Source organism: Streptomyces sp. NPDC042336, from assembly GCF_055581985.1.
In genome coordinates, this window is record NZ_JBVJEA010000009.1 from 129,038 (window position 1) to 152,320 (window position 23,283).

General features: G+C 70.7%; 21 protein-coding genes and 1 riboswitch. Of the genes, 13 read left to right on the plus strand and 8 right to left on the minus strand.

The window, feature by feature from the left end; translation table 11 throughout:
* Positions 1 to 111: 111 nt before the first annotated feature.
* From sigR to ACZ6IM_RS20835, 8 genes are all read left to right on the plus strand, one after another.
* The gene (sigR, locus tag ACZ6IM_RS20800) at positions 112 to 795 is read left to right on the plus strand and encodes an RNA polymerase sigma factor SigR (RefSeq protein ID WP_003973756.1); all 684 of its coding nucleotides are present in this window, start codon (positions 112 to 114) and stop codon (positions 793 to 795) included.
* Entirely contained in the window at positions 792 to 1,106 is a 315-nt protein-coding gene (gene rsrA, locus ACZ6IM_RS20805; protein ID WP_052840775.1) for a mycothiol system anti-sigma-R factor, read from the plus strand. The genes sigR and rsrA overlap by 4 nt, the downstream gene beginning before the upstream one ends.
* A gap of 139 nt (positions 1,107 to 1,245) precedes the next feature.
* Complete coding sequence (locus tag ACZ6IM_RS20810; protein WP_469558080.1) at positions 1,246 to 2,571, plus strand: HD-GYP domain-containing protein; 1,326 nt, start codon at positions 1,246 to 1,248, stop codon at positions 2,569 to 2,571.
* Positions 2,572 to 2,782: 211 nt separating this feature from the next.
* Positions 2,783 to 4,099: an HD-GYP domain-containing protein gene (locus ACZ6IM_RS20815; protein WP_469558083.1), complete on the plus strand. Its 1,317-nt coding sequence runs from the start codon at positions 2,783 to 2,785 to the stop codon at positions 4,097 to 4,099.
* A gap of 113 nt (positions 4,100 to 4,212) precedes the next feature.
* Positions 4,213 to 5,193: a tetratricopeptide repeat protein gene (locus tag ACZ6IM_RS20820; RefSeq protein ID WP_052840773.1), complete on the plus strand. Its 981-nt coding sequence runs from the start codon at positions 4,213 to 4,215 to the stop codon at positions 5,191 to 5,193.
* Positions 5,194 to 5,279: 86 nt separating this feature from the next.
* A complete protein-coding gene (gene def, locus ACZ6IM_RS20825; protein ID WP_052840772.1) occupies positions 5,280 to 5,930 on the plus strand; it encodes a peptide deformylase in 651 nt (216 codons plus the stop codon).
* 249 nt (positions 5,931 to 6,179) lie between these two features.
* A complete protein-coding gene (gene cyc1, locus ACZ6IM_RS20830) occupies positions 6,180 to 7,265 on the plus strand; it encodes an epi-isozizaene synthase (protein WP_469558283.1) in 1,086 nt (361 codons plus the stop codon).
* Complete coding sequence (locus tag ACZ6IM_RS20835) at positions 7,262 to 8,638, plus strand: bifunctional albaflavenone monooxygenase/terpene synthase (protein ID WP_052840770.1); 1,377 nt, start codon at positions 7,262 to 7,264, stop codon at positions 8,636 to 8,638. The genes cyc1 and ACZ6IM_RS20835 overlap by 4 nt, the downstream gene beginning before the upstream one ends.
* Positions 8,639 to 8,651: 13 nt before the next feature.
* Here ACZ6IM_RS20835 and ACZ6IM_RS20840 read toward each other — a convergent pair whose 3' ends face one another.
* Positions 8,652 to 9,620, minus strand: a complete 969-nt coding sequence (locus ACZ6IM_RS20840) for a GlxA family transcriptional regulator (protein ID WP_469558087.1) — start codon at positions 9,618 to 9,620, stop codon at positions 8,652 to 8,654.
* 92 nt (positions 9,621 to 9,712) lie between these two features.
* Here ACZ6IM_RS20840 and ACZ6IM_RS20845 point away from each other — a divergent pair, with 92 nt between their 5' ends.
* Positions 9,713 to 9,961 carry a hypothetical protein gene (locus ACZ6IM_RS20845; protein WP_469558091.1) on the plus strand — a complete coding sequence of 83 codons (249 nt, stop codon included), beginning with the start codon at positions 9,713 to 9,715 and terminating at the stop codon, positions 9,959 to 9,961.
* Here the strand turns inward: ACZ6IM_RS20845 and ACZ6IM_RS20850 are convergent.
* The 6 genes from ACZ6IM_RS20850 to ACZ6IM_RS20875 form a co-directional block, all read right to left on the minus strand.
* Entirely contained in the window at positions 9,874 to 10,905 is a 1,032-nt protein-coding gene (locus ACZ6IM_RS20850) for a ribonucleotide-diphosphate reductase subunit beta (protein WP_052840768.1), read from the minus strand. The two genes, ACZ6IM_RS20845 and ACZ6IM_RS20850, sit on opposite strands and share 88 nt — an antisense overlap.
* Positions 10,905 to 13,280, minus strand: a complete 2,376-nt coding sequence (locus tag ACZ6IM_RS20855) for a ribonucleoside-diphosphate reductase subunit alpha (RefSeq protein WP_052840767.1) — start codon at positions 13,278 to 13,280, stop codon at positions 10,905 to 10,907. Before ACZ6IM_RS20855 ends, ACZ6IM_RS20850 begins: the two co-directional genes overlap by 1 nt.
* Positions 13,281 to 13,408: 128 nt before the next feature.
* Positions 13,409 to 13,552: riboswitch (cobalamin riboswitch) on the minus strand.
* Between the two features lie 97 nt (positions 13,553 to 13,649).
* Positions 13,650 to 14,156: a GNAT family N-acetyltransferase gene (locus ACZ6IM_RS20860; protein WP_052840934.1), complete on the minus strand. Its 507-nt coding sequence runs from the start codon at positions 14,154 to 14,156 to the stop codon at positions 13,650 to 13,652.
* A gap of 78 nt (positions 14,157 to 14,234) precedes the next feature.
* Positions 14,235 to 15,845 (minus strand): monocarboxylate uptake permease MctP, encoded by a 1,611-nt coding sequence (gene mctP / locus ACZ6IM_RS20865; protein ID WP_052840765.1) that lies wholly within the window; start codon positions 15,843 to 15,845, stop codon positions 14,235 to 14,237.
* The gene (locus tag ACZ6IM_RS20870; protein ID WP_052840764.1) at positions 15,842 to 16,150 is read right to left on the minus strand and encodes a DUF3311 domain-containing protein; all 309 of its coding nucleotides are present in this window, start codon (positions 16,148 to 16,150) and stop codon (positions 15,842 to 15,844) included. The genes mctP and ACZ6IM_RS20870 overlap by 4 nt, the downstream gene beginning before the upstream one ends.
* Positions 16,151 to 16,308: 158 nt before the next feature.
* Complete coding sequence (locus ACZ6IM_RS20875) at positions 16,309 to 17,073, minus strand: GntR family transcriptional regulator (RefSeq protein WP_003973740.1); 765 nt, start codon at positions 17,071 to 17,073, stop codon at positions 16,309 to 16,311.
* 455 nt (positions 17,074 to 17,528) lie between these two features.
* Here ACZ6IM_RS20875 and dasA point away from each other — a divergent pair, with 455 nt between their 5' ends.
* The 4 genes from dasA (at position 17,529) to ACZ6IM_RS20895 (ending at position 22,207) form a co-directional block, all read left to right on the plus strand.
* The gene (dasA, locus tag ACZ6IM_RS20880; protein ID WP_052840763.1) at positions 17,529 to 18,806 is read left to right on the plus strand and encodes a N,N'-diacetylchitobiose ABC transporter substrate-binding protein DasA; all 1,278 of its coding nucleotides are present in this window, start codon (positions 17,529 to 17,531) and stop codon (positions 18,804 to 18,806) included.
* Positions 18,807 to 18,894: 88 nt separating this feature from the next.
* Entirely contained in the window at positions 18,895 to 19,881 is a 987-nt protein-coding gene (locus tag ACZ6IM_RS20885; protein WP_469558097.1) for a carbohydrate ABC transporter permease, read from the plus strand.
* Complete coding sequence (locus tag ACZ6IM_RS20890; RefSeq protein WP_052840761.1) at positions 19,878 to 20,708, plus strand: carbohydrate ABC transporter permease; 831 nt, start codon at positions 19,878 to 19,880, stop codon at positions 20,706 to 20,708. The genes ACZ6IM_RS20885 and ACZ6IM_RS20890 overlap by 4 nt, the downstream gene beginning before the upstream one ends.
* Before the next feature lie 8 nt (positions 20,709 to 20,716).
* The gene (locus ACZ6IM_RS20895; protein WP_469558099.1) at positions 20,717 to 22,207 is read left to right on the plus strand and encodes a glycoside hydrolase family 3 protein; all 1,491 of its coding nucleotides are present in this window, start codon (positions 20,717 to 20,719) and stop codon (positions 22,205 to 22,207) included.
* A gap of 243 nt (positions 22,208 to 22,450) precedes the next feature.
* On the opposite strand, the gene nagB is transcribed toward ACZ6IM_RS20895, so the two are convergent.
* Entirely contained in the window at positions 22,451 to 23,236 is a 786-nt protein-coding gene (gene nagB / locus ACZ6IM_RS20900; protein ID WP_052840759.1) for a glucosamine-6-phosphate deaminase, read from the minus strand.
* Between the last annotated feature and the right edge of the window lie 47 nt (positions 23,237 to 23,283).

Sequence of the window (23,283 nt, forward strand, 5' to 3'; positions counted from 1 at the left end):
GTGCTGCACGCGGCGAAGACCGCCCCCATTCGGGCGGCGGGCGGACCGGATCGTCGTCTATCCTCCGATTCGAGTGAGACCGCTCTCGGTTTCACGACGTCACTGGAGGAGGTGGGTCCGGTCACTGGGACCGACGCAGGGACCGAACACGGCCAGGCGGAGCAGCCCGAGGGCCGGGGTACGGGCGCGGAGTCGACCGCGGAGCGCAGCGCGCGCTTCGAGCGGGACGCGCTGGAGTTCCTCGACCAGATGTACTCGGCCGCGCTGCGCATGACACGTAATCCGGCCGACGCCGAGGACCTGGTGCAGGAGACCTACGCCAAGGCGTACGCGTCCTTCCACCAGTTCCGCGAGGGCACCAACCTCAAGGCGTGGCTGTACCGCATCCTCACCAACACCTTCATCAACTCGTACCGCAAGAAGCAGCGCGAACCCCAGCGCAGCGCGGCCGAGGAGATCGAGGACTGGCAGCTCGCGCGTGCCGAGTCGCACATGTCGACGGGTCTGCGCTCCGCGGAGTCGCAGGCGCTCGACCACCTGCCCGACTCGGACGTGAAGCAGGCGCTCCAGGCGATCCCCGAGGAATTCCGTATCGCCGTGTATCTGGCGGACGTCGAGGGCTTTGCCTACAAGGAGATCGCAGACATCATGGGGACACCCATCGGTACGGTGATGTCCCGGCTGCACCGTGGACGCCGTCAGCTGCGCGGCATGCTGGAGGACTACGCCCGTGACCGCGGCCTCGTCCCCGCCGGCGCCGGAGAGTCGAACGAAGCGAAAGGCTCGGGGTCATGAGCTGCGGAGAGCCGCACGAGACGGATTGCAGCGAAATCCTCGATCATCTCTACGAGTTTCTCGACAAAGAGATGCCGGACTCGGACTGCGTGAAGTTCGAGCACCACTTCGAGGAGTGCTCGCCCTGCCTGGAGAAGTACGGGCTGGAGCAGGCCGTGAAGAAGCTGGTCAAGCGGTGCTGCGGACAGGACGACGTGCCGGGTGACCTGCGCGCCAAGGTCATGGGGCGGCTGGACCTGATCCGGTCCGGGCAGTCCGTGCCCGAACACGACGTCACAGCCTCGCCGTCGTCGGCTCCGCAGGAGTCCTGAGCCGGTCTCCGGGCCGGTGCCAGCGCCCTGAGTCGTTCAGAAGTCACTCGTACGTGCTAATCCGCGGGTTATCTGCCCGCGGACTCCCCCCGCCGTCCTAGGCTCCGGAGCCTGAAAGACGTGGCCGGGGAGGGGGCTCATGGACGCGGTACCGGCGCGGGCGCGTGCGTACGTGACCGGCGTCACCCTCGCCGCCCTGCTGTGCCTGCGGCCGCTGCCGTCGGTGCACGCGCCCTGGTGGGCGGTGCTGCTGCTCACCGGACTGTACGCGGGCTCCGAACTCGTCGCCCGGACCCGCCTCGTCGGGACCTGCTACCCCGTCCTGCTCGCCGGGGCCTTCCTGCTGCCGCCGCCCGCCGCCGCGCTCGTGGCACTGCCCGGAGCGCTGCTGTCCCCGGTGCCGCGCCGCCCCTTCGGTCTGCGGCGCGTCTGGCGGGCCGCCCAGCTGACCCTCGCCGTGTGGGCCGCCGCCTGTGTCCACTGGCGGCTCGGCGGCCGGGACGCGGTCGTCGAGCCCGCCTTCCCGTACGCCCTCGTGCCGGCCGGGGCCGCCGTACTCGCCTTCTGCCTGGTGCTCACGGTGCTGGACGGCGGCATCCTCACCCTCGCCGACCACGTGCCGCCGGGCCGGGCGTGGCGAGGCCTGCTCTCCCGGTCGCTCGCGCCGATCGCCGTGCACGGGCTCGCCGGGCTGATGATGGCCGTCCTGTGGCGCAGCGAGTACGGTCCGGTGGCCGCGCTGCTCGTCCTGCTGCCGATGTGCGTGGCCTGGTGGGCCTTCGCCCAGTACCACCGCGAGCGGGCCGCGCACCAGGCGACCATCCGCGCCCTGGTGCAGGCCGTCGACATCAAGGACGGCTACACGCGCGGCCACAGCGAACGCGTCGGCCAGGCCTCCATGATGATCGCCCGCGAGCTGGGCATGGACGACGAGCGCGTCGAGACCCTGCGCTTCGCCGGGATCCTGCACGACGTGGGCAAGCTCGGCGTGCCCACCCGGCTGCTGCGCAAGGACGGGCCGCTGACGCCCGAGGAACGCCGGGTGATCGAGCTGCACCCCGAGTACGGGCACGAGATGGTGCGCGGCATCCGCTTCCTGGGAGAGGCCCGCGCCGCGGTCCTCCACCACCACGAACGGCTGGACGGCAGCGGCTACCCCTACGGACTGGCCGGCGACCGGATCCCCGAGTCGGCCCGGGTGGTGGCCGTCGCCGACGCCTTCGACGCTATGACGTCCACACGCTCCTACAGCAGGGCCCGCCCCGTCGCAGTGGCCCTGGAGGAGCTCCAGCGCTGTGCCGGGAGACAGTTCGACCCACGGATGGTGCGGGCGCTGGTCCACGCCCTCCGCCGCCACGGCTGGCGTCCGTCGGTGACGGCGGACGGTTCGCCCGGCCCCGCCGCCGAAGCGGCAGGGGGCCGGGGCGAGGGTGTGCGGGACAGTGTCGGCAGGGGCGCGCCATGAGGGAGCCGGAGCCGGCGATGGCCCCCTGCCCGCCTCACGCGTGCCGTTCGCCTCGCCCCGGCCGGCCGGGGCGAGGCCGGGTGCCGTGCACGGTGGCCCCGGCGGTGCCCGCCGTCCGCGCCCCCACCGGGCCGGGGGAGCGTGCGGGCGGGTGGCTCGCGGCGGCGCCCCGCGCCGCGGTGCGCGGTGGCCGCGTGGACGGGGGCAGCCCATGACGCCCTTCCGGCCATGGGTCCCGTCTCCCGCAGCGGTCCCGGTCGCGGGCCCCGGAGCCAGGCGCGGGCCCGCGCTCCCGGCCCCGGCGACGCTGCTCCTCGTGCCCGGCTGTGCCGGGCTCCTCGCGCTCGGGTGCCTCGCCTCCGTGGTGGTGTCCGGGCCCGTGCAGCGGCCCGTCGCGCTCGCCTTCGGCGGTCTGGTCGTCCTCGGTGAGCTGACCCGGCGCACCGGTGCCGAGGCCCGGGAGGCCGCCCCGCTCGGGGCGGCGGGCGCGCTGGCGTACGCGCTGCTCGGAGACGTCGCCGGGCAGCCGGCGCACCACGGTGTCGCCCAGACCGTCACCGTCGTGCTCGCCGCCTCGCTGCTCGGCAGCGTGCCCTACGTCGCCCGCGGCAGCGGGCCCGTCCTCGGCCACCTGGCGCGGCGGGTGCTCACCGTCGGCTTCGCCGCCGTGTGCTTCCGGCCGCTGGCCGGCCAGGGCACCTTCGACGACTGGAGCGGACCCGCCGACGCCCTGCTGCTGCTCGCGCTGCTGGCCCTGACCACGCTGTGCGACGCCGTACTCGCCGCGGCACCCGCCCACGCGCGCACCGGCTGGCCCTTCGGACCGCTGCTGCGCGAGGAACTGCGCGGCATGGTCGGGATCACGTCGGCGGTGTGCGCGACCGGCGCGGTGATGGCGCTGGCGGTGAGCGTCGCGGGACTGTGGGCGCTGCCCGTCTTCAGCGTGCCCCTGCTGCTCGCCCAGCTCTCCTACCGCCGGTACGAGGCCGTCCGGGCCACCTACCGGCAGACCATCGCCTCCCTGGCCCGCGCCACCGAGATCGCCGGATACACCCCGGCCGGGCACGCCCGCCGGGTCGCCGGACTCGGCGTGGCCGTCGGGCGGGACCTGGGGCTGTCCGGGGCCGAGCTGACCGTGCTGGAGTACGCGGCGCTGATGCACGACATCGGCCAGCTCAGCCTGGTCGACCCGGTCCCGGCGGGAGCCACCGCGGACCTGCCCGCCACCGAGCAGCGGCGGATCGCGCTGCTCGGCGGGGCCGTCGTGCGTCAGACCGGCGTCGACGCGGCGGTCGCCGTGGTGGTGGAGCGGCAGGCCGACCCCTGCCGGGAGCAGCCGGTCGCCGCGCGGATCGTGCGGGTCGTGAACGCCTACGAGGAGAAGGCGCGGGACGCGGGCCCGGGCGGCGTCCTGACCGCACTGGAGGAGCTGCGCCTGGCCACCGCCGGCGACTACGCTCCGGAAGTGGTGGAGGCACTGGCCCGGGTCCTTTCCCGGAGCAGCCTTACCGAGCCCGCGGCTGGGTAACCCATGGGTAATGAGCGCCTCTACAGCCGTACGTGGTTTGATGCCCGGGAGAGGGTGTCCGGGGGCGCGAAAGGCACAGCCAGCCCACAGAACGGAACTGGCAGGCGGGAATCGTGAGGATCTTCGGCAAGGCACGGCACCGGCCCTCCGCCTCCTGGCGGCAGGCCACCGACCGCGCGTTCACGCTGATCGGCGACGGTCGCTACGAGGACGCGGGTGCGCTGCTGACCCGGGCGGCGGACCTGGAGCCCTGGCTGTCGGAGTCCTGGTTCAACCTGGCGCTGCTGCACAAGTTCCGGCACGACTGGGAGCAGGCCAGGGCGGCGGGCCTGCGGGCCGTCGCGCTGCTCGACCGGGACACCGGCGCCCCCGACTGGTGGAACGTCGGCATCGCCGCGACCGCCCTGCAGGACTGGCCGCTGGCCCGCCGGGCCTGGCAGGCCTACGGGCTGCGCACCCCCGGGGAGGCCACCGACGCCGGTGAGCCGCTCGGCATGGACCTCGGCAGCGCTGCCGTACGGCTGTCGCCGGAGGGCGAGGCCGAGGTGGTGTGGGGGCGGCGGCTCGACCCCGCCCGCGTCGAGGTGCTGTCCATCCCGCTGCCGTCGTCCGGGCGGCGCTGGGGCGAGGTCGTCCTGCACGACGGCGTACCGCACGGGGAGCGGACCACCAGCGCCGGGCACTCCTACCCCGTCTTCGACGAGATCGAGCTGTGGGCGCCCTCGCCCGTGCCCACCTGGGTCGTCCTCCTGGAGGCCGCCACCGAGTCCGACCGCGACGCGCTGGAGCAGCTGGCCGCCGACGCCGGGTTCGCCGCCGAGGACTGGTCGTCCTCCGTGCGGCTGCTGTGCCGGATGTGCTCGGAGTCCCGGATGCCGTCCGACGAGGGCGAGGGCGAGCACCTCGACCCGCACGACCACAGCGAACCCGGACACCCCGGGCCGCTGGGGCACCGCACCGACGGGCAGCTGTGGGTGCCGGAGCGGGAGTGCGGGGTGGCCGCGCCGGCCGGGCTGGTGAAGGGGTTGCTGGACGGGTGGGTGGCCGACAGCCCGGACTCACGTGACTGGCGGGACCTGGAAGAGGTCTGCTGAGCCGCCCCGTAGTCTTTGTCAGGACGCTCCAGCAGCAGTCACCATCAGCACCACCCTTGGTTGTACGAGGAAGGCATACGTCGGTCATGGCCCAGCAGGACACCGATCAGCAGCACCCGGGCGTGCTCCCCGTGGACGACGAGGGATTCGTCGTCGACACCCAGGACTGCGAGGAGCGTGAGGCCGACTGGCGCGGGCGCGGCACCTCGCGCCCGATCACGGTGGTCGGCAACCCGGTGCTGCACAAGGAGTGCGAGGACGTCACCGACTTCGGCGAGGAGTTCCAGCAGCTGGTGGCCGACATGTTCGCCAGCCAGCGCACCGCCGAGGGCGTGGGCCTGGCCGCCAACCAGATCGGCGTCTCCAAGAAGGTCTTCGTCTACGACTGCCCCGACGACGAGGGCGTCCGCCACGTCGGCGTCGTCTGCAACCCCAGGCTGGTCGAACTGCCGGCCGACCGCCGCCGCCTGGACGACAGCAACGAGGGCTGCCTGTCCGTGCCGACCGCCTACGCGCCGCTCGCCCGACCCGACTACGCCGAGGTGACCGGGCAGGACGAGAAGGGCAACCCCGTCAAGGTGCGCGGCACCGGGTACTTCGCCCGGTGCCTCCAGCACGAGACGGACCACCTGTACGGGTACCTGTACATCGACCGGCTCTCCAAGCGCGAGCGCAAGGACGCGCTGCGGCAGATGGCCGAGAACGAGCCGCGCTACCCCGTGGTCGCGAACGACTGACACCGCCTCACGGGCCACACATCCCCCTTGCGCACGGCGCCTGTTCGGGTCTTCCCCGAGCGGGCGCCGTTCGTGTGTGGAAAGCCGCCACACAACAGGAGAATTCCGGCATCGCGGGGTAGTGAATGGAGCAAATCCGTTCCCAGAACGGTCAGTTGTGGTGCTGAATGGGAAGTGCGGGGATACGCAACGGCGCACGCCCCGCTCAGTGAGAGGAGTGCGCCACCGGCGGCTGAGAGGGGTTTGTTCGTGCATGCTTTCCCACACGGCACCACAGCGACACCGACCGCGATCGCAGTACCGCCATCGCTGCGCCTCCCGGTGATCGAGGCGGCATTTCCCCGGCAACTGCACCCGTATTGGCCCAGGCTTCAGGAGACAACCCGCACCTGGCTGCTCGAAAAGCGGCTCATGCCGGCGGACAAGGTCCAGGAATATGCCGATGGCCTGTGCTACACGGACCTCATGGCGGGCTACTACCTGGGCGCCCCCGACGAGGTCATGCAGGCGATAGCGGACTACAGCGCGTGGTTCTTCGTCTGGGACGACCGGCACGACCGTGACATCGTCCACGGCCGTCCCGGCGCCTGGCGGCGACTGCGTGGCCGGCTGCACACGGCACTCGACTCACCCGGGGACCACCTGCACCACGAGGACACGCTGGTGGCCGGGTTCGCCGACAGCGTGCGGCGGCTCTACGCCTTCCTGCCGGGCACCTGGAACGCCCGGTTCGCCCGGCACTTCCACGCGGTGATCGAGGCGTACGACCGGGAATTCCACAACCGGACGCGCGGAATCGTGCCCGGCGTGGAGGAGTACCTCGAACTGCGGCGGCTCACCTTCGCGCACTGGATCTGGACCGACCTGCTGGAGCCGAGTTCCGGCTGCGAACTCCCCGACGCCGTACGCAAACACCCGGTATATCGCCGGGCGGCGCTGCTGAGTCAGGAATTCGCCGCCTGGTACAACGACCTCTGCTCGCTGCCCAAGGAAATAGCGGGAGACGAGGTCCACAATCTCGGTATCAGTCTCATAACCCATCATTCACTCACGCTGGAAGAAGCCATCGGAGAAGTCCGGCGGCGCGTCGAGGAATGCATCACCGAATTCCTCGCCGTGGAGCAGGACGCCTTACGGTTCGCCGACTCGCTGGCCGACGGAACCGTACGCGGAAAGGAACTGAGCGGCGCCGTGCGAGCCAACGTCGGCAATATGCGGAACTGGTTCAGTTCCGTCTACTGGTTCCACCACGAGTCAGGCCGGTACATGGTCGACAGCTGGGACGACCGGTCCACGCCCCCGTACGTCAACAACGAAGCGGCAGGTGAGAAATGACCGTCGAGTCCGTCAACCCCGAGATCCACGCGCAGACGGCACCGGAACTGCGCGAACCGCCCGTCGCGGGCGGCGGCGTACCGCTGCTCGGCCACGGCTGGCGGCTGGCCCGCGACCCGCTGGCCTTCATGTCCCAACTGCGTGACCACGGCGACATCGTGCGCATCAAGCTCGGCCCGAAGACCGTCTACGCGGTCACGGACCCGGAGTTGACCGGTGCCCTCGCCCTGAGCCCCGACTACCACATAGCGGGCCCGCTGTGGGAGTCGCTGGAGGGCCTGCTCGGCAAGGAGGGCGTGGCGACCGCCAACGGTCCGCTCCACCGCCGCCAGCGGCGCACCATTCAGCCGGCGTTCCGGCTCGACGCCATCCCCGCCTACGGGCCGATCATGGAGGAGGAGGCGCACGCGCTCACCGAGCGCTGGCAGCCGGGCCGGACCGTCGACGCCACCTCCGAGTCCTTCCGGGTCGCGGTGCGCGTCGCGGCCCGCTGCCTGCTGCGCGGGCAGTACATGGACGAGCGGGCCGAGCGGCTGTGCGTCGCGCTCGCCACCGTCTTCCGGGGCATGTACCGGCGCATGGTGGTCCCGCTCGGGCCGCTGTACCGGCTGCCGCTTCCGGCCAACCGCCAATTCAACAACGCGTTGGCCGATCTGCATCTGCTGGTCGACGAGATCATCGCCGAGCGCCGCGCATCCGGTCAAAAGCCGGACGATTTGCTCACGGCATTGCTGGAGGCGAAGGACGACAATGGCGACCCGATCGGGGAACAGGAGATCCACGACCAGGTGGTCGCGATACTCACCCCCGGCAGTGAAACCATCGCGTCCACGATCATGTGGTTGCTCCAGGCACTTGCCGACCATCCGGAACATGCCGACCGCATACGCGACGAAGTCGAAGCGGTCACCGGCGGGCGCCCCGTGGCATTCGAGGACGTCCGCAGGCTCACGCACACCGGCAATGTCATCGTGGAAGCCATGCGTTTGCGCCCCGCCGTATGGGTATTGACGCGGCGCGCGGTGGCCGAGAGTGAACTCGGTGGCTATCGCATTCCGGCCGGTGCGGACATCATCTACAGTCCGTACGCAATCCAACGCGATCCGAAGTCGTACGACGACAACCTGGAGTTCGACCCCGACCGATGGCTCCCGGAACGCGCGAAGAATGTGCCGAAATACGCCATGAAGCCGTTCAGCGCGGGCAAGCGGAAGTGCCCCAGTGACCACTTCTCGATGGCCCAGCTCACGCTGATCACGGCCGCGCTCGCCACCAGGTTCCGCTTCGAACAGGTGGCGGGCTCCAACGACGCGGTCCGGGTCGGCATCACGCTGCGCCCGCACGACCTGCTGGTCAGACCCGTGGCGCGGTGACGGCCCCGACGGCTCAGGCGGCGGCCTCCGGGCCACGGAACGTGCGCCGGTAGGCGTGCGGGGTGGTGCCCAGGGCCCTGGTGAACTGGTGCCTGAGGGCCGCCGCCGTGCCGAAACCGGCGCGCCAGGCGATCGTGTCCATCGTCTCGTCCGTCGCCTCCAGGAGACGCTGGGCCAGCAGGACGCGCTGGCGCAGGATCCAGCGGTAGGGGGTCGTCCCGGTCTCCTGCTGGAAGCGGCGGGCGAAGGTGCGCGGGGACATGTGCGCCCGGGCCGCCAGCTGTTCGACGGTGACCTCCTCGTCGAGGTGCTGCTCCATCCAGGCCAGCACCTCGCCGACGGTGTCGCAGGAGGAGCGCGGCAGCGGCCGTTCGATGTACTGCGCCTGCCCGCCGTCCCGGTGCGGCGGCACCACCATGCGCCGGGCGATCCGGTTGGCGACCTCCGTCCCCTGCTCCTTGCGCACGATGTGCAGACAGGCGTCGATGCCGGCGGCGGTCCCGGCGGAGGTGATCACCGGGTCCTCGTCGACGTAGAGCACGTCCGGCGCGACCTGGGCCCGCGGATACTGCCGGGCCAGCTCGGCCGCGTGGTGCCAGTGCACCGCGCACCGCCGCCCGTCCAGCAGTCCGGCGGCGCCCAGCACGAAGACGCCGGAGCACACGCTCAGCACGCGTGTGCCCCGGTCCGTCGCCCTGCGCAGGGCGTCCAGCAGCTCGGGCGGGTACTCCCGGCGGACGAAGTCGCTGCCGGCCGGCACGGTGATCAGGTCGGCCTCCTCCAGCCGGTCGAGACCGTACGGCGTGGTGACGGAGAGCCCGCCCACATGGGTGCTCAGTGCCGGGCCCTCCGCCGAGACCACCGCGAAGTCGTACTTCGGCAGGCCCTCGTCGGTCCGGTCGATGCCGAAGACCTCGCAGACGACGCCCAGTTCGAAGGGATGCACGCCGTCCAGCAGGACGGCGGCCACGTTCTGCAGCATGGTGCCAGTGTGCCCCGGAAGTGGCAGGAAATCGAGGCCCTACGGCAGTCCTGCCACTCCCGGTAAGGAGTATCCGGCGCGACAGTGGTGTCATGAACGGAAACCAGATAGAAGGCCTGATCGGAATGCTCGCCACCTTCGGACTCCTCGTCCTGATGGTCCTCCCGTCGGTGATCGGCATCATGCGCGACCGGCGCATCGACCGCGAGATCAGGGAGGCCCGGAAGGACAGGGGGGAGGAGAGCCGGGCGACTCAGAAGTCCTCGTCCAGGTCGACGGTGCCCTCCACCGCCACCTGGTACGCCGAGGGACGCCGCTCGAAGAAGTTGGTCAACTCCTGAACCCCCTGCAGCTCCATGAAGGAGAAGGGGTTCTCCGAGCCGTACACCGGGGCGAAGCCGAGGCGCGTCAGGCGCTGGTCGGCCACGCACTCCAGGTACTGCCGCATCGAGTCGGTGTTCATGCCCGGGAGGCCGTCGCCGCACAGGTCGCGCGCGAACTGCAGCTCGGCCTCGACGGCCTCCCGCAGCATGTCGGTGACCTGCTGCCGGAGCTGGTCGTCGAACAGCTCCGGCTCCTCCTTGCGCACGGTGTCGACGACGTCGAACGCGAAGGACATGTGCATGGTCTCGTCCCGGAACACCCAGTTGGTGCCGGTGGCGAGGCCGTGCAGCAGCCCCCGGCTGCGGAACCAGTAGACGTAGGCGAAGGCGCCGTAGAAGAACAGGCCCTCGATGCACGCCGCGAAGCAGATCAGGTTGAGCAGGAAGCGACGGCGGTCGGCCCGGGTCTCCAGGCGGTCGATCGACTCGACCGAGTCCATCCACCTGAAGCAGAACTCGGCCTTCTCCCGGATGGACGGGATGTTCTCCACGGCCGCGAAGGCGGCGGCGCGGTCCTCCGGGTCGGGCAGGTAGGTGTCGAGGAGCGTCAGATAGAACTGGACGTGGACGGCCTCCTCGAAGAGCTGGCGGCTCAGGTACAGCCGCGCCTCGGGGGAGTTGATGTGCTTGTAGAGGGTCAGTACCAGGTTGTTCGCGACGATCGAGTCACCGGTGGCGAAGAAGGCCACCAGCCGGCCGATCAGGTGCTGCTCCTCGGGGCTGAGCTTCGCGAGGTCGGCGACGTCCGAGTGGAGGTCGACCTCCTCGACGTGCCAGGTGTTCTTGATCGCGTCCCGGTAGCGCTCGTAGAAGTCGGGGTAGCGCATGGGGCGCAGGGTCAGCTCGAAGCCGGGGTCGAGCAGGTTCTTCGTGGCGGGGTTCGCGGGGGTCTCGGTGGTCATTACTGGCAGGCCTCGCAGGACTCGGGGTTCTCCAGGGAGCAGGCGACCGCTTCGGGGTCCGGGGCCGCCTGCACGGGGACGGGGGTGGCGCGGGCCGCGGCGCGGGCGATCCGGGTCGCCGGGCGCGAGCGCAGGTAGTACGTGGTCTTCAGGCCCTGCTTCCAGGCGTACGCGTACATCGAGGAGAGCTTCCCGATGGTCGGCGTCTCCAGGAACAGGTTCAGCGACTGGGCCTGGTCGAGGTACGGCGTGCGGGCGGCGGCCATGTCGATCAGGCCGCGCTGCGGGATCTCCCAGGCGGTGCGGTACAGCGCGCGCACGTCCTCGGGGATCCAGGAGAAGCCCTGCACCGAGCCGTTCGCCTCGCGCAGCGCCTCACGGGTGCGGGCGTCCCACACGCCGAGCCGCTTGAGGTCGTCCACCAGGTAGGAGTTGACCTGGAGGAATTCACCGGACAGCGTCTCGCGCTTGAACAGGTTGGAGACCTGCGGCTCGATGCACTCGTAGGCACCGGCGATGGAGGCGATGGTCGCGGTCGGCGCGATGGCCAGCAGCAGGGAGTTGCGCAGCCCGGTCGCCGCCATGCGCGCGCGCAGCGCGGCCCAGCGCTCCGGCCACGTGTGCTCGACGCCGTAGTGGTCGGGGTGCAGCACGCCCCGGGCGGTACGGGTCTTCTCCCAGGCCGGCGCGGGGCCGTTGCGCTCGGCCAGGTCGGCGGAGGTCTCGTACGCGGCGAGCATGATCCGCTCGGCGATACGGGTGGACAGGGCCTTCGCCTCGGGGGAGTCGAAAGGCAGACGGAGCCGGAAGAAGACGTCCTGGAGGCCCATCGCGCCGAGGCCGACCGGACGCCAGCGGGCGTTGGAGCGGCCCGCCTGCTCGGTCGGGTAGAAGTTGATGTCGACGACCCGGTCCAGGAAGGTGACGGCGGTGCGGACGGTGGCGTCCAGCCGGTCCCAGTCCATGTCGCCGCTCGCGGGGTCGACGAAGGCGCCGAGGTTGACCGAGCCCAGGTTGCAGACCGCCGTCTCCCCGTCGTCGGTGACCTCCAGGATCTCCGTGCAGAGGTTGGAGGAGTGGACGACGTGGCCGGGGGTCGCCGTCTGGTTCGCCGTGCGGTTGGCGGTGTCCTTGAAGGTCATCCAGCCGTTGCCGGTCTGCGCGAGGGTGCGCATCATGCGGCCGTACAGCTCACGGGCGGGCAGCGTCCTGCGGGCGAGCCCCGCCTCCTCCGCCCTGCGGTACGCCGCGTCGAACTCCTCGCCCCACAGGTCGGTCAGCTCCGGGACGTCGGAGGGGGAGAACAGCGACCAGGTCCCGTCGGTGTCCACCCGGCGCATGAACTCGTCCGGCACCCAGTGCGCGAGGTTCAGGTTGTGCGTACGGCGGGCGTCCTCACCGGTGTTGTCCCGCAGCTCCAGGAACTCCTCGACGTCCGCGTGCCAGGTCTCCAGGTAGACCGCCGCCGCGCCCTTGCGCCGGCCGCCCTGGTTCACGGCGGCGACCGAGGCGTCCAGCGTCTTCAGGAACGGGACGATGCCGTTGGAGTGCCCGTTGGTGCCGCGGATCAGCGAACCCCGGGCGCGGACGCGGGAGTAGGCGATGCCGATGCCGCCGGCGTGCTTGGAGAGGCGGGCGACCTGGTGGAGGCGGTCGTAGAGGGAGTCCAGCTCGTCCTTGGGGGAGTCCAGGAGGTAGCAGGACGACATCTGGGCGTGCCTAGTACCGGAGTTGAAGAGGGTGGGGGAGGAGGGCAGGTAGTCCAGACGGCTCATCAGGCCGTACAGGGCGGCGACCTCGTCCACCGCGCGGACCGTGTCGTCCTCGGCGAGGCCGGCGGCGACCCGCAGCAGGAAGTGCTGGGGCGTCTCGACGGTCTTGCGGGTGATCGGGTGGCGGAGCAGGTAGCGGCTGTACAGGGTGCGCAGTCCGAAGTAGCCGAAGCGGTCGTCGGCGGCCGGGTCGATCAGCGCGTCGAGGCGGGCCGCGTGCAGCCGGACGAACGCGGCCGTGCGGTCGGCGATCAGACCCTCGCGGTGGCCGGTGGCGACGGAGTCGGTGAAGGTGACGACGCCCTGGGAGGCGGCCTCGGCGCGGATGCCGACGGTCAGCAGCCGGGCGGCCAGCCGGGAGTAGACCGGGTCCTCGGAGATCAGACCGGCGGCCGCCTCGGTGGCCAGCTCCCGCAGCTCGGCCTCGTCGGCGTGCGCGGACCGGCCCCGCAGCGCGGCGGCGGCCACCCGGCCCGGGTCGGCGCCGGGGAGGTCGGCGGTCAGCCCGGTCAGGGTCCGCAGCAGGGCGGCACCGGGTCCGTCGGGTTCCCCGGTCGCCGTCACCGGGGTCGCTGAAGCCGGATCGGCTGGCGCGATGGTCACGTGGAGCACTCCCTCGCTCGGCACGGGGCCTGGCGGAGGGAGGGCAGGGGGCAGCTCACGAGCGCACGCGGCGTCGCGTCCACCGGCCCACTCCACGAGGCCCGGACGTCATGGCACCCGGGCCAAGGCGGCCGGGCGCACTGTCGGCAGGTCCTCGGACTGACCAGGCGTGCGCGCACGTGCGAAGACGTACGGATGCACACGAGTACACCGTTGCGGGACAGTTCCGGATTCGCACCGGATTCCCCTGCGGCGACAGCGAGCACGAGCATACATCTTGTGCCGGGCTCCGCCAGCACCCCCAGATGTTGTGTCTGGCTTCCGTGTCAGGGTGTAGCGTCGGGCCCGCTTCGGGTCGGTGCCAGAGCGTCAGAGCGTCAGTTCGTAAGTGAGCAGCATGATGTCGTCCAGCTCCGGCAGGGGGTTCCAGTCGCGGTCGGGCGTGCGGACGAAGCCCAGGCGCTCGTAGAGGCGGTGGGCGGTGCGCATGGCGGTCTGGGTCGACAGCACGACGCCCGTGCAACCGGCCACCGTCCTGGCGCGGTCGACACAGGCCCGTACGAGCGCCTCGCCCGCCCCGCGGCCACGCGCCTCGCGGGCGACGGCGAGCATGCGTATCTCGGCCTCGCCGGGGCGCGCGATGTCCGCCATGGGACCGCCGGACGGCACGAAGGTCACGCCGCCGAGCACCCGGCCGTCCGCCGCGGCGACCAGCACCTCGGCCGCCGCCGCCCGCTTGGCCACGTCGCGCAGCTCGTCCAGGTACGAGTCGCTCTCCCCGAAGTCGAGGAGGCCGTCGCGCAGGTAGGCCTGCGCGGTGATCTCGCCGAGGGTGTCGTACTCCTCGGCCGTCGCACGTCGGATCACGAAGTCCATGACGCCGAGTGTGCCCGACGGGTACGACAACGGGCCGCCGGATTTCTCCGACGGCCCGCCGCGTTCGCGCTCCGGGGATCAGTGCGAGCTGCCCGCCGTGGCCGGCGGCAGTTCCACCTGGACGCCGGGGTCGCCGGCGTCCGCCGTGTAGTCGCTCGGCTTGGTCTCGTCGATGCCGTCGGGCGCCTTGACCGCCCTCAGGACGAAGGTCAGGACCACGGTGACCAGCACGTTCAGCACGAAGGCGGTGAGACCGATGTAGCCGATCTCGCCGATGCCGGGGATCTCGTCGGAGGAGCCGCCGAAGTGCTTCTGCGTCGGCGAGGCCACACCGTAGGCGGCGACCGTGCCGTAGACCATGCCGACCGCCCAGCCGCCGAGCAGCGCCCAGCGGTGGAACCAGCGGGTGAACAGGCCGCCGACCAGGGCCGGGAAGGTCTGCAGGATCCAGATGCCGCCCAGCAGCTGGAAGTTGATCGCGACGGTCTTGTCCATGCCCAGGACGAAGATCAGCGCGCCCACCTTCACCAGCAGCGACACCAGCTTGGAGACCTTCGTCTCCTGTTGCGGCGTGGCGTCCGGCTTGATGAAGTCCTTGTAGATGTTGCGGGTGAACAGGTTCGCGGCCGCGATCGACATGATCGCCGCCGGGACCAGGGCGCCGATGCCGATCGCCGCGAAGGCCACGCCCGCGAACCAGTCCGGGAACATGTTCTCGAACAGCTGCGGGATCGCCAGCTGGCCGTTGTCCACCTTGACCCCGGCCGCGATGGCCATGAAGCCCAGCAGCGCGAGCAGGCCCAGCATCAGCGAGTACAGCGGCAGGATCGTGGTGTTGCGGCGGATCACCTCACGGCTGCGCGAGGACAGCGTGGCGGTGATCGAGTGCGGATACATGAAGAGTGCGAGGGCCGAGCCGAGCGCGAGGGTCGCGTACGTCCACTGGCCCCCCGCGTCCGGCACCACTCCGCCCTTGCCCGCCTCGGTGAACTTGTCGCTCGCCGACGCGAAGATGTCGTCGAACCCGCCCAGCTTGATCGGGATGTAGATGATCGCCACCGCGATGACGATGTAGATCAGCGTGTCCTTCACGAACGCGATCAGCGCGGGCGCGCGCAGCCCCGACGAGTAGGTGTACGCCGCCAGCACACCGAAGGCGATCAGCAGCGGCAGGTCCTTGACGAACCAGTTGGTGTCCTCGCCGCCGCCGACGCCCATCACGTCGAGGACGGCCTGGATGCCGACCAGCTGGAGCGCGATGTACGGCATGGTCGCCAGGATGCCGGTTACGGCGACCGCCAGCGACAGGCCCTTGGAGCCGAACCGGCCGCGCACGAAGTCCGAGGTCGTCACGTAACCGTGCTTGTGCGAGACCGACCACAGGCGGGGCAGGAAGGTGAAGATCAGCGGGTAGACCAGGATCGTGTACGGCACCGCGAAGAAGCCGGACGCGCCCGCCGCGTAGATCGCCGCCGGGACGGCCACGAAGGTGTACGCGGTGTAGAGGTCGCCGCCCAGCAGGAACCAGGTGACCCAGGTGCCGAACGAGCGGCCGCCGAGGCCCCACTCGTCGAGGCTGTGCTCGTTCTCGGCACGGCGCCAGCGGGCGGCCAGGAAGCCCATGGCGGTGACGAGCACGAAGAAGAAGATGAAGACGGCGAGTGCGACGCCGTTCACGCCGTCGTTCATCGCGACTCACCACCCTTCGGCGCGGAGGGGGTGGAGGGGACGGGGCGGCCGGCGGCGGAGCGGCCGGCGCGTCCGCGCTGGTCGTGCTGCCACAGCTTGTACGCGGCCACCGTCAGCAGGGTGGAGATCAGCACCCACGCCATCTGGTACCAGTAGAAGAACGGGATGCCGATGAAGGTCGGGTCCGCCTTCGCGTACGAACCGACCCACAGCATGGCGACGAACGGTGCGACGAGACAGAGCCCGATGACGACGCGCACCGGCGTCACCACCGGCTCTCTGCTCACTTCTGTGTCTTCTGACATGCGCGGCTCCGTCCCCTCGCTGATCACCTCGTGCAGTGCGCACGAAATGTAGGTGACGGTGTCAAGACAGCGGAAGACCTCGTCCGTATATCGGTCCTCAACCGCAACTTCGCGCCCGCGCGCGGGGAACTATGCCGGTTATGCGCCGGGACGGGGCCCTAGTCCTGCGGCCGCTTGAGGCGGGCCACGAACTTGTAGCGGTCGCCCCGGTACACCGAACGCACCCATTCCACCGGCTGGCCGGTGCGGTCCTGCGAGTGCCGGGAGAGCATCAGCATGGGCAGGCCCACGTCGGTGCCGAGCAGGCCGGCCTCGCGCGGGGTGGCCAGCGAGGTCTCGATGGTCTCCTCGGCCTCGGCGAGATGGACGTCGTACACCTCGGCCAGCGCGGTGTAGAGGGACGTGTACTTCACCAGGGAGCGGCGCAGGGCCGGGAAGCGCTTCGCGCTGAGGTGGGTGGTCTCGATCGCCATCGGCTCGCCGTTGGCCATGCGCAGCCGCTCGATGCGCAGCACCCGGCCGCCGGCGGTGATGTCCAGCAGTCCGGCGAGCCGGTCGTCGGCGGTGATGTAGCCGATGTCCAGCAGCTGCGAGGTGGGTTCGAGGCCCTGGGCCCGCATGTCCTCGGTGTACGAGGTCAGTTGCAGTGCCTGCGACACCTTGGGCTTGGCGACGAAGGTGCCCTTGCCCTGGATGCGCTCCAGGCGGCCCTCGACGACCAGCTCCTGCAGGGCCTGGCGAACGGTCGTGCGCGAGGTGTCGAACTCGGCGGCCAGGGTGCGCTCCGGCGGGACCGGTGTGCCCGGGGTCTGGGTCCGGGTCATGTCGAGCAGGTGCTTCTTCAAGCGGTAGTACTTGGGCACGCGCGCGGTACGGACGGTCGCCCCACCCTCGTTCTCCGCACTGCTGACGTCGGTGCTCATGCTCTGCCTTCCCGGCTCCGGGTGCCGAAGCGACCGCTATCCCTGTCGGCCACGGCTCACATCGTGGCACGGCTTCGTGCCGGGATGGCCCCCGCACGCTCCGTGATCCCTTCTGTATACCCGCGGGAACACCCTTGGTCTAGTCCACAGGTGCGTCAGAGGCCGCTGGTACGCGCGTTCGGGGCTGTCCCCGCACGTCATTCGGTGGGGGGTGGTACACCCGGTCCCGGTCCGCCCGATCTGTCGCTTGCGCAATGAAAGGTCCCTGCATATCTCGGTCCCATCACGGACGCGGGGGCGGAGTTTGAACACCCTTGACAGTCCTATTGGTCTGGGCCAAGCTCCCCGTACTGGTCTACACCATTGGTCCAGGTCCCGGCCCCATGGGCGGTCCGCGTCGACGAGCAACCGCGGGGAGGCAGGGGGGTTGTGTGGCATCCCTGAGGAGGGTTGGCGTGAAGCGCAAGCTTATAGCCGCGATCGGTATCGCGGGCATGATGGTCTCGATCGCCGCGTGCGGGGGCGACAGCGACGACGACGGCAAGAAGGCCGGCGCCGACGGCTACGCCGGCGAGACGCTCACCGTGTGGGTGATGGACGGCTCCTCGCCCGACGACTGGCAGGCGGACCTCGCCAAGGAGTTCGAGGCGAAGACCAAGGCCAAGGTCAAGTTCGAGATCCAGAAGTGGAACGGCATCCAGCAGAAGCTGACCACCGCCCTCTCCGAGGAGAACCCGCCCGACGTCTTCGAGATCGGCAACACCCAGACCCCCGCCTACGCCAAGACCGGCGGCCTCGCGGACCTGAGTGACCTCAAGGGCGAGATCGGCACCGACTGGTCCGAGTCCCTCAACAAGTCCGCCGTGTTCGACGGCAAGCAGTACGCGGCCCCATGGTTCGTGGTCAACCGCGTCGTCGTCTACAACAAGAAGATCTGGGCGGACGCGGGCATCAAGGAACTGCCCAAGACCCGCGACGAGTTCTACAACGACCTCAAGACGATCGGCGACAAGACCGACGCCGAGCCGATCTACCTGCCCGGCCAGAACTGGTACCACTTCGTGGGCCTGGTCATCGGCGAGGGCGGCGAGCTGGTCAAGAAGGACGGCGACAAGTACGTCTCCAACCTGTCCGACCCGAAGGTCGCCGCCGCCACCGAGACCTACAAGAAGTTCCAGGCCCTCTCCAAGGCGCCCAAGGACAAGGACGAGGCCACCCCGCAGCAGGGCGAGATCTTCGCCAAGGGCAAGACCGGCTCCTTCATCGGCATGGGCTGGGAGGGCGCCACGGCGATCGCCACCAACCCGGCGATCGAGAAGGACCTCGGCTACTTCACCATCCCGGGCCCCGCGGCGGACAAGCCCGAGGGCGTCTTCCTCGGCGGCTCCAACCTGGCCGTCGCCGCGGGCAGCAAGAAGCAGGAGCTCGCCAAGGAGTTCCTGAAGATCGCGCTCTCCGACAAGTTCGAGGGCGGGCTGGCCAAGGCCAACGGCGTCATCCCCAACAAGGAGGCGCTGCAGAGCAACCTGAAGGGCAACGCCGCCGCCGAGGCCGCCGCACCGGCCGCCGGGACCGGTGACACCACGCCGCTGATCCCCGAGTGGGCCGCGGTCGAGAACGACCCGAACCCGATCAAGACGTACCTGACGGCCGTCATGAAGGGGAAGTCCCCGGCCGAGGCCGCCAAGCAGGTCGAGGGCGAGTTCAACAAGCGCCTGGCGCAGCAGCAGTAGCACCGGGTGAGCCGGGGCGGGGGCTGACACACGACGGCCCCCGCCCCGGCGTCGAGGTGAACAGGTCGAGAAGAGAGAGACCCCGAGCATGACCGTGCAGACCGAACGGCCGCCCTCAGGCCCGTCGGACGTCCGCAAGGCGGACGGTGGGGGAACCGGCGGGCCGAGAGCGAGAGCGGCGTCGCGCGCCGGCGCGCTGGCCCCGTATCTGCTGCTGCTGCCCGCCGCCGCGGCCACCGTGCTGCTGCTCGGCTGGCCGCTGGTGAAGGACGCCCTGCTGTCCTTCCAGAACCTCAACATGGCGCAGCTGATCCAGCACGTCACCGAGTGGACCGGTTTCGACAACTACAAGGAGGTCCTCACCGGCGAGGACTTCTGGCGCGTCACCCTCCGTTCCATCATCTTCACCGCGGTCAACGTCGTCCTCACCATGGTGGTGGGCGGACTGATCGGCCTGCTGCTCGCCCGGCTCGCCAGGGTGATGCGGCTCGTGCTGATGATCGGCCTGGTGCTGGCGTGGGCCATGCCCGTGGTCGCCGCGACCACCGTCTACCAGTGGCTCTTCGCCGAGCGCTTCGGTGTCGTCAACTGGGTGCTCGACAAGCTCGGCTGGCACTCCATGGCCGACTTCAGCTGGACCGGCAGCCAGTTCTCGACCTTCTTCGTCGTCACCGTGCTGATCGTCTGGATGTCCGTCCCGTTCGTCGCCATCAACCTGTACGCGGCGACCACCACCATCCCCGGCGAGCTGTACGAGGCCGCCGCCCTCGACGGGGCCGGCACGTGGCGCAGCTTCACCTCCGTCACCCTGCCGTTCCTGCGCCCGTTCCTCTACGCCACGACGTTCCTGGAGATCATCTGGATCTTCAAGGCGTTCGTCCAGGTCTACACGTTCAACGGCGGCGGACCGGACCGTCTCACCGAGATCCTGCCCGTGTACGCCTACATCGAGGGCGTCGGCAACCAGCACTACGGCATGGGCGCGGCGATCGCGGTCCTGACCATCCTGATCCTGCTCGGCCTGACCGCGTACTACCTCAGGATCGTGCTCAAGCAAGAGGAGGACGAGCTGTGAAGCGCTCGCTCTTCGGCCGCCTGTGGCCCAACGTCACGGCCGTCGTCCTGTTCATCGGCCTCGTCTTCCCCGTCTACTGGATGTTCACCACGGCCTTCAAGCCGACCGGTGACATCATCTCGGAGGACCCGGTCTGGTTCCCGACCGACGTCACCTTCCAGCACTTCAAGACCGCGACCGAGGCCGACCACTTCTGGACGTACGTCGGCAACTCCTTCATCGTCACCGTCTGCGCGGTCGTCTTCTCGCTGATCATCGCCCTGGCCGGGTCCTTCGCCCTGGCGCGGATGCGGTTCAGGGGACGGCGGGGCTTCATCGTCGGCTTCATGCTCGCCCAGATGGCGCCCTGGGAAGTCATGGTCATCGCGATCTACATGATCGTGCGCGACGCGTCGATGCTGAACAGCCTGGTGCCGCTCACCCTCTTCTACATGATGATGATCCTGCCCTTCACCATCCTGACGCTGCGCGGCTTCGTCGCCGCCGTGCCGAAGGAGCTGGAGGAGTCGGCGATGGTCGACGGCTGCACCCGGATGCAGGCCTTCCGCCGCGTCATCCTGCCGCTGCTCGCGCCGGGCCTGATGTCCACCTCGATGTTCGGCTTCATCACCGCCTGGAACGAGCTGCCCCTCGTCCTGGTCGTCAACAAGGAGGCGGAGTCCCAGACCCTGCCGCTGTGGCTGACCAGCTTCCAGACCGTCTTCGGCGACGACTGGGGGGCGACCATGGCCGCCTCCTCCCTGTTCGCCATCCCGATCCTGATCCTCTTCGTCTACCTCCAGCGCAGGGCCGTCAGCGGCCTGACCGCCGGCGCCGTGAAGGGATAGCACCACCGATGACGACCCTCGCGAGGGCCACCGACACCCTCACGCGCGACGCGCTCACCGTCCTCCAGCCCGGCTTCGCCGGCACCACCGCCCCCGACTGGCTGCTGCGCCGCATCGGCGAAGGGCTGGCCTCCGTCGCCCTGTTCGGGCGCAACGTCACCTCGCCCGAGCAGGTGGCGGCCCTGACCGCGCAGCTGCGCGCCGAGCGCGAGGACCTGCTGGTCGCGATCGACGAGGAGGGCGGTGACGTCACCCGGCTCGAAGTGCGCACCGGCTCCTCCTTCCCCGGCAACCACGCCCTCGGCGCGGTGGACGACGTCGGGCTCACCCGGGCGGTGGCCGCGGAACTGGGCCGCCGGCTCGCCGCCGCGGGCGTGAACTTCAACTGGGCGCCCTCCGCAGACGTGAACTCCAACCCGGACAACCCGGTCATCGGCGTGCGCGCCTTCGGCGCCGACACCGACCTGGTCGCCCGGCACACCGCGGCCTACATCACCGGGATGCAGTCCGCGGGCGTCGCCACCTGCGCCAAGCACTTCCCGGGCCACGGCGACACGGGCATCGACTCCCACCACGCCATGCCGCGCATCGACGTGGGGGCCGACGTGCTGGCCGAGCGCGACCTGGTCCCCTTCCGCGCGGCCGTCGCGGCCGGCAGCCGCGCGGTGATGAGCGCCCACATCCTGGTCCCGGCCCTGGATGCGGACCGCCCGGCAACGTTGTCCCGCCGCATCCTGACCGACCTGCTCCGGGGGGAGCTGGGTTACGACGGGCTCATCGTCACCGACGGCATCGAGATGAAGGCCATCGCGGGCGCGTACGGCATCGAACGCGGCACCGTCCTGGCCATCGCGGCCGGCGCCGACGCGATCTGCGTGGGCGGCGGCCTGCACGACGAGGGCACCGTACGGCGGCTGAGCGACGCGCTGGTCGAGGCCGTCCGCGCGGGCGAACTGCCCGAGGAGCGCCTGGCCGACGCGGCGGAACGCGTCCGGGCCCTGTCCCGCTGGGCCGCGGCGAACCGTCCCGCCGACGGGGCCGCGGACACCGCCGACGGCGACGTGGGCCTGCGTGCGGCCCGCCGCGCGCTGCGCGTCACCGCCGCCGTGGACTCGGCCCCGCTCACCGAGCCGCCGTACGTCGCCGCGCTCACTCCGGTGGCGAACATCGCGGTCGGCGACGAGACCCCGTGGGGCGTGGCCGCCGAGCTGCGCCGCCTGTTGCCGGGCACCGAGACCGGCAGCTTCAACGGGGCCGACGCCGGTCGCGAGGCGCTGGCCGCCGCGGGCTCCCGCCGCATCGTCGCCGTCGTGCGTGACGAGCACCGCCACCCGTGGATGGCGGCGGCCCTCGACGTCCTGCTGGCGGCCCGGCCGGACACCATCGTCGTGGAGATGGGCGTCCCTCGTGCGAAGCCCCGCGGCGCCGTCCACCTCGCCACCCATGGCGCGGCCCGCGTCTGCGGCCGAGCGGCGGCGGAGGCCATCGCGGGCGTCTGACGCACACCCTGTCGAACACACTGAAGGCGCCGGTCCCGTGGCGGGGGCAGCGCCTTCGGCGTGGGTGGCGGCGTGGCACGGGCGTGGGCGTGGTCGCGCTCGTGGTGGGCGTGGGCAGGGATGCGCGAAGGCGCCGGGTCCCCGTGGGGATCCGGCGCCTTCGTACGTGGGTGTCCGTCCCGCGAGGCTCCGCCGCGCGGGACGGGGAGGGGCAGGGGAGGGGCGGGGGAGGGGCGGGGCAGGTCAGATGCCCTGCCAGTCCGGCTTGTGGGCGTAGGTGTGACGGAAGTAGTCGGCGAGCTTCAGCTTGGAGGCGGCGGCCTCGTCGACGACGACCGTGGCGTGCGGGTGCAACTGCAGCGCGGAGGCCGGGCACACGGCCGCGACCGGGCCCTCGACGCTCGCGGCGACCGCGTCGGCCTTGCCCTCGCCGGTGGCGAGCAGCACCACGTGCCGGGCCTCCAGGATGGTGCCGATGCCCTGGGTGATGACGTGGTGCGGGACCTGCTCGATGTCGCCGTCGAAGAAGCGCGCGTTGTCGACCCGGGTCTGCTCGGTCAGGGTCTTGATCCGGGTCCGCGAGGCGAGCGAGGAGCACGGCTCGTTGAAACCGATGTGCCCGTCGGTACCGATGCCCAGCAACTGCAGGTCGACACCACCGGCCCCGCCCAGCGCCGCGTCGTAGGCCTCGCACGCCGCCTGCACGTCCGCGGCCGTGCCGTCGGGGCCCATGAAGGCGTCCATGCCGATGCCCAGCGGCTCCAGCACCTCGCGCCGCAGCACCGAGCGGTACGACTCCGGGTGCTCTGCGGGCAGCCCCACGTACTCGTCGAGCTGGGCGATCCGAGCCCGCCCGGTGTCCACGGCACCCGAGCGCACCTTGGCCGCCAGCGCCTCGTACACGGGCAGCGGCGTCGAGCCGGTGGCCACCCCGAGCAGGGCGTCGGGCTTGCGCCGGAGCAGCTGTGCCATGGCTTCGGCTATGAGTTCGCCGCCCGCCTTGGCATCGGGAACGATGACAACTTCCACGCTGGCCTGCCGTTTCGAAGAGAGGACTCACCCGGGGCCCGGGACTG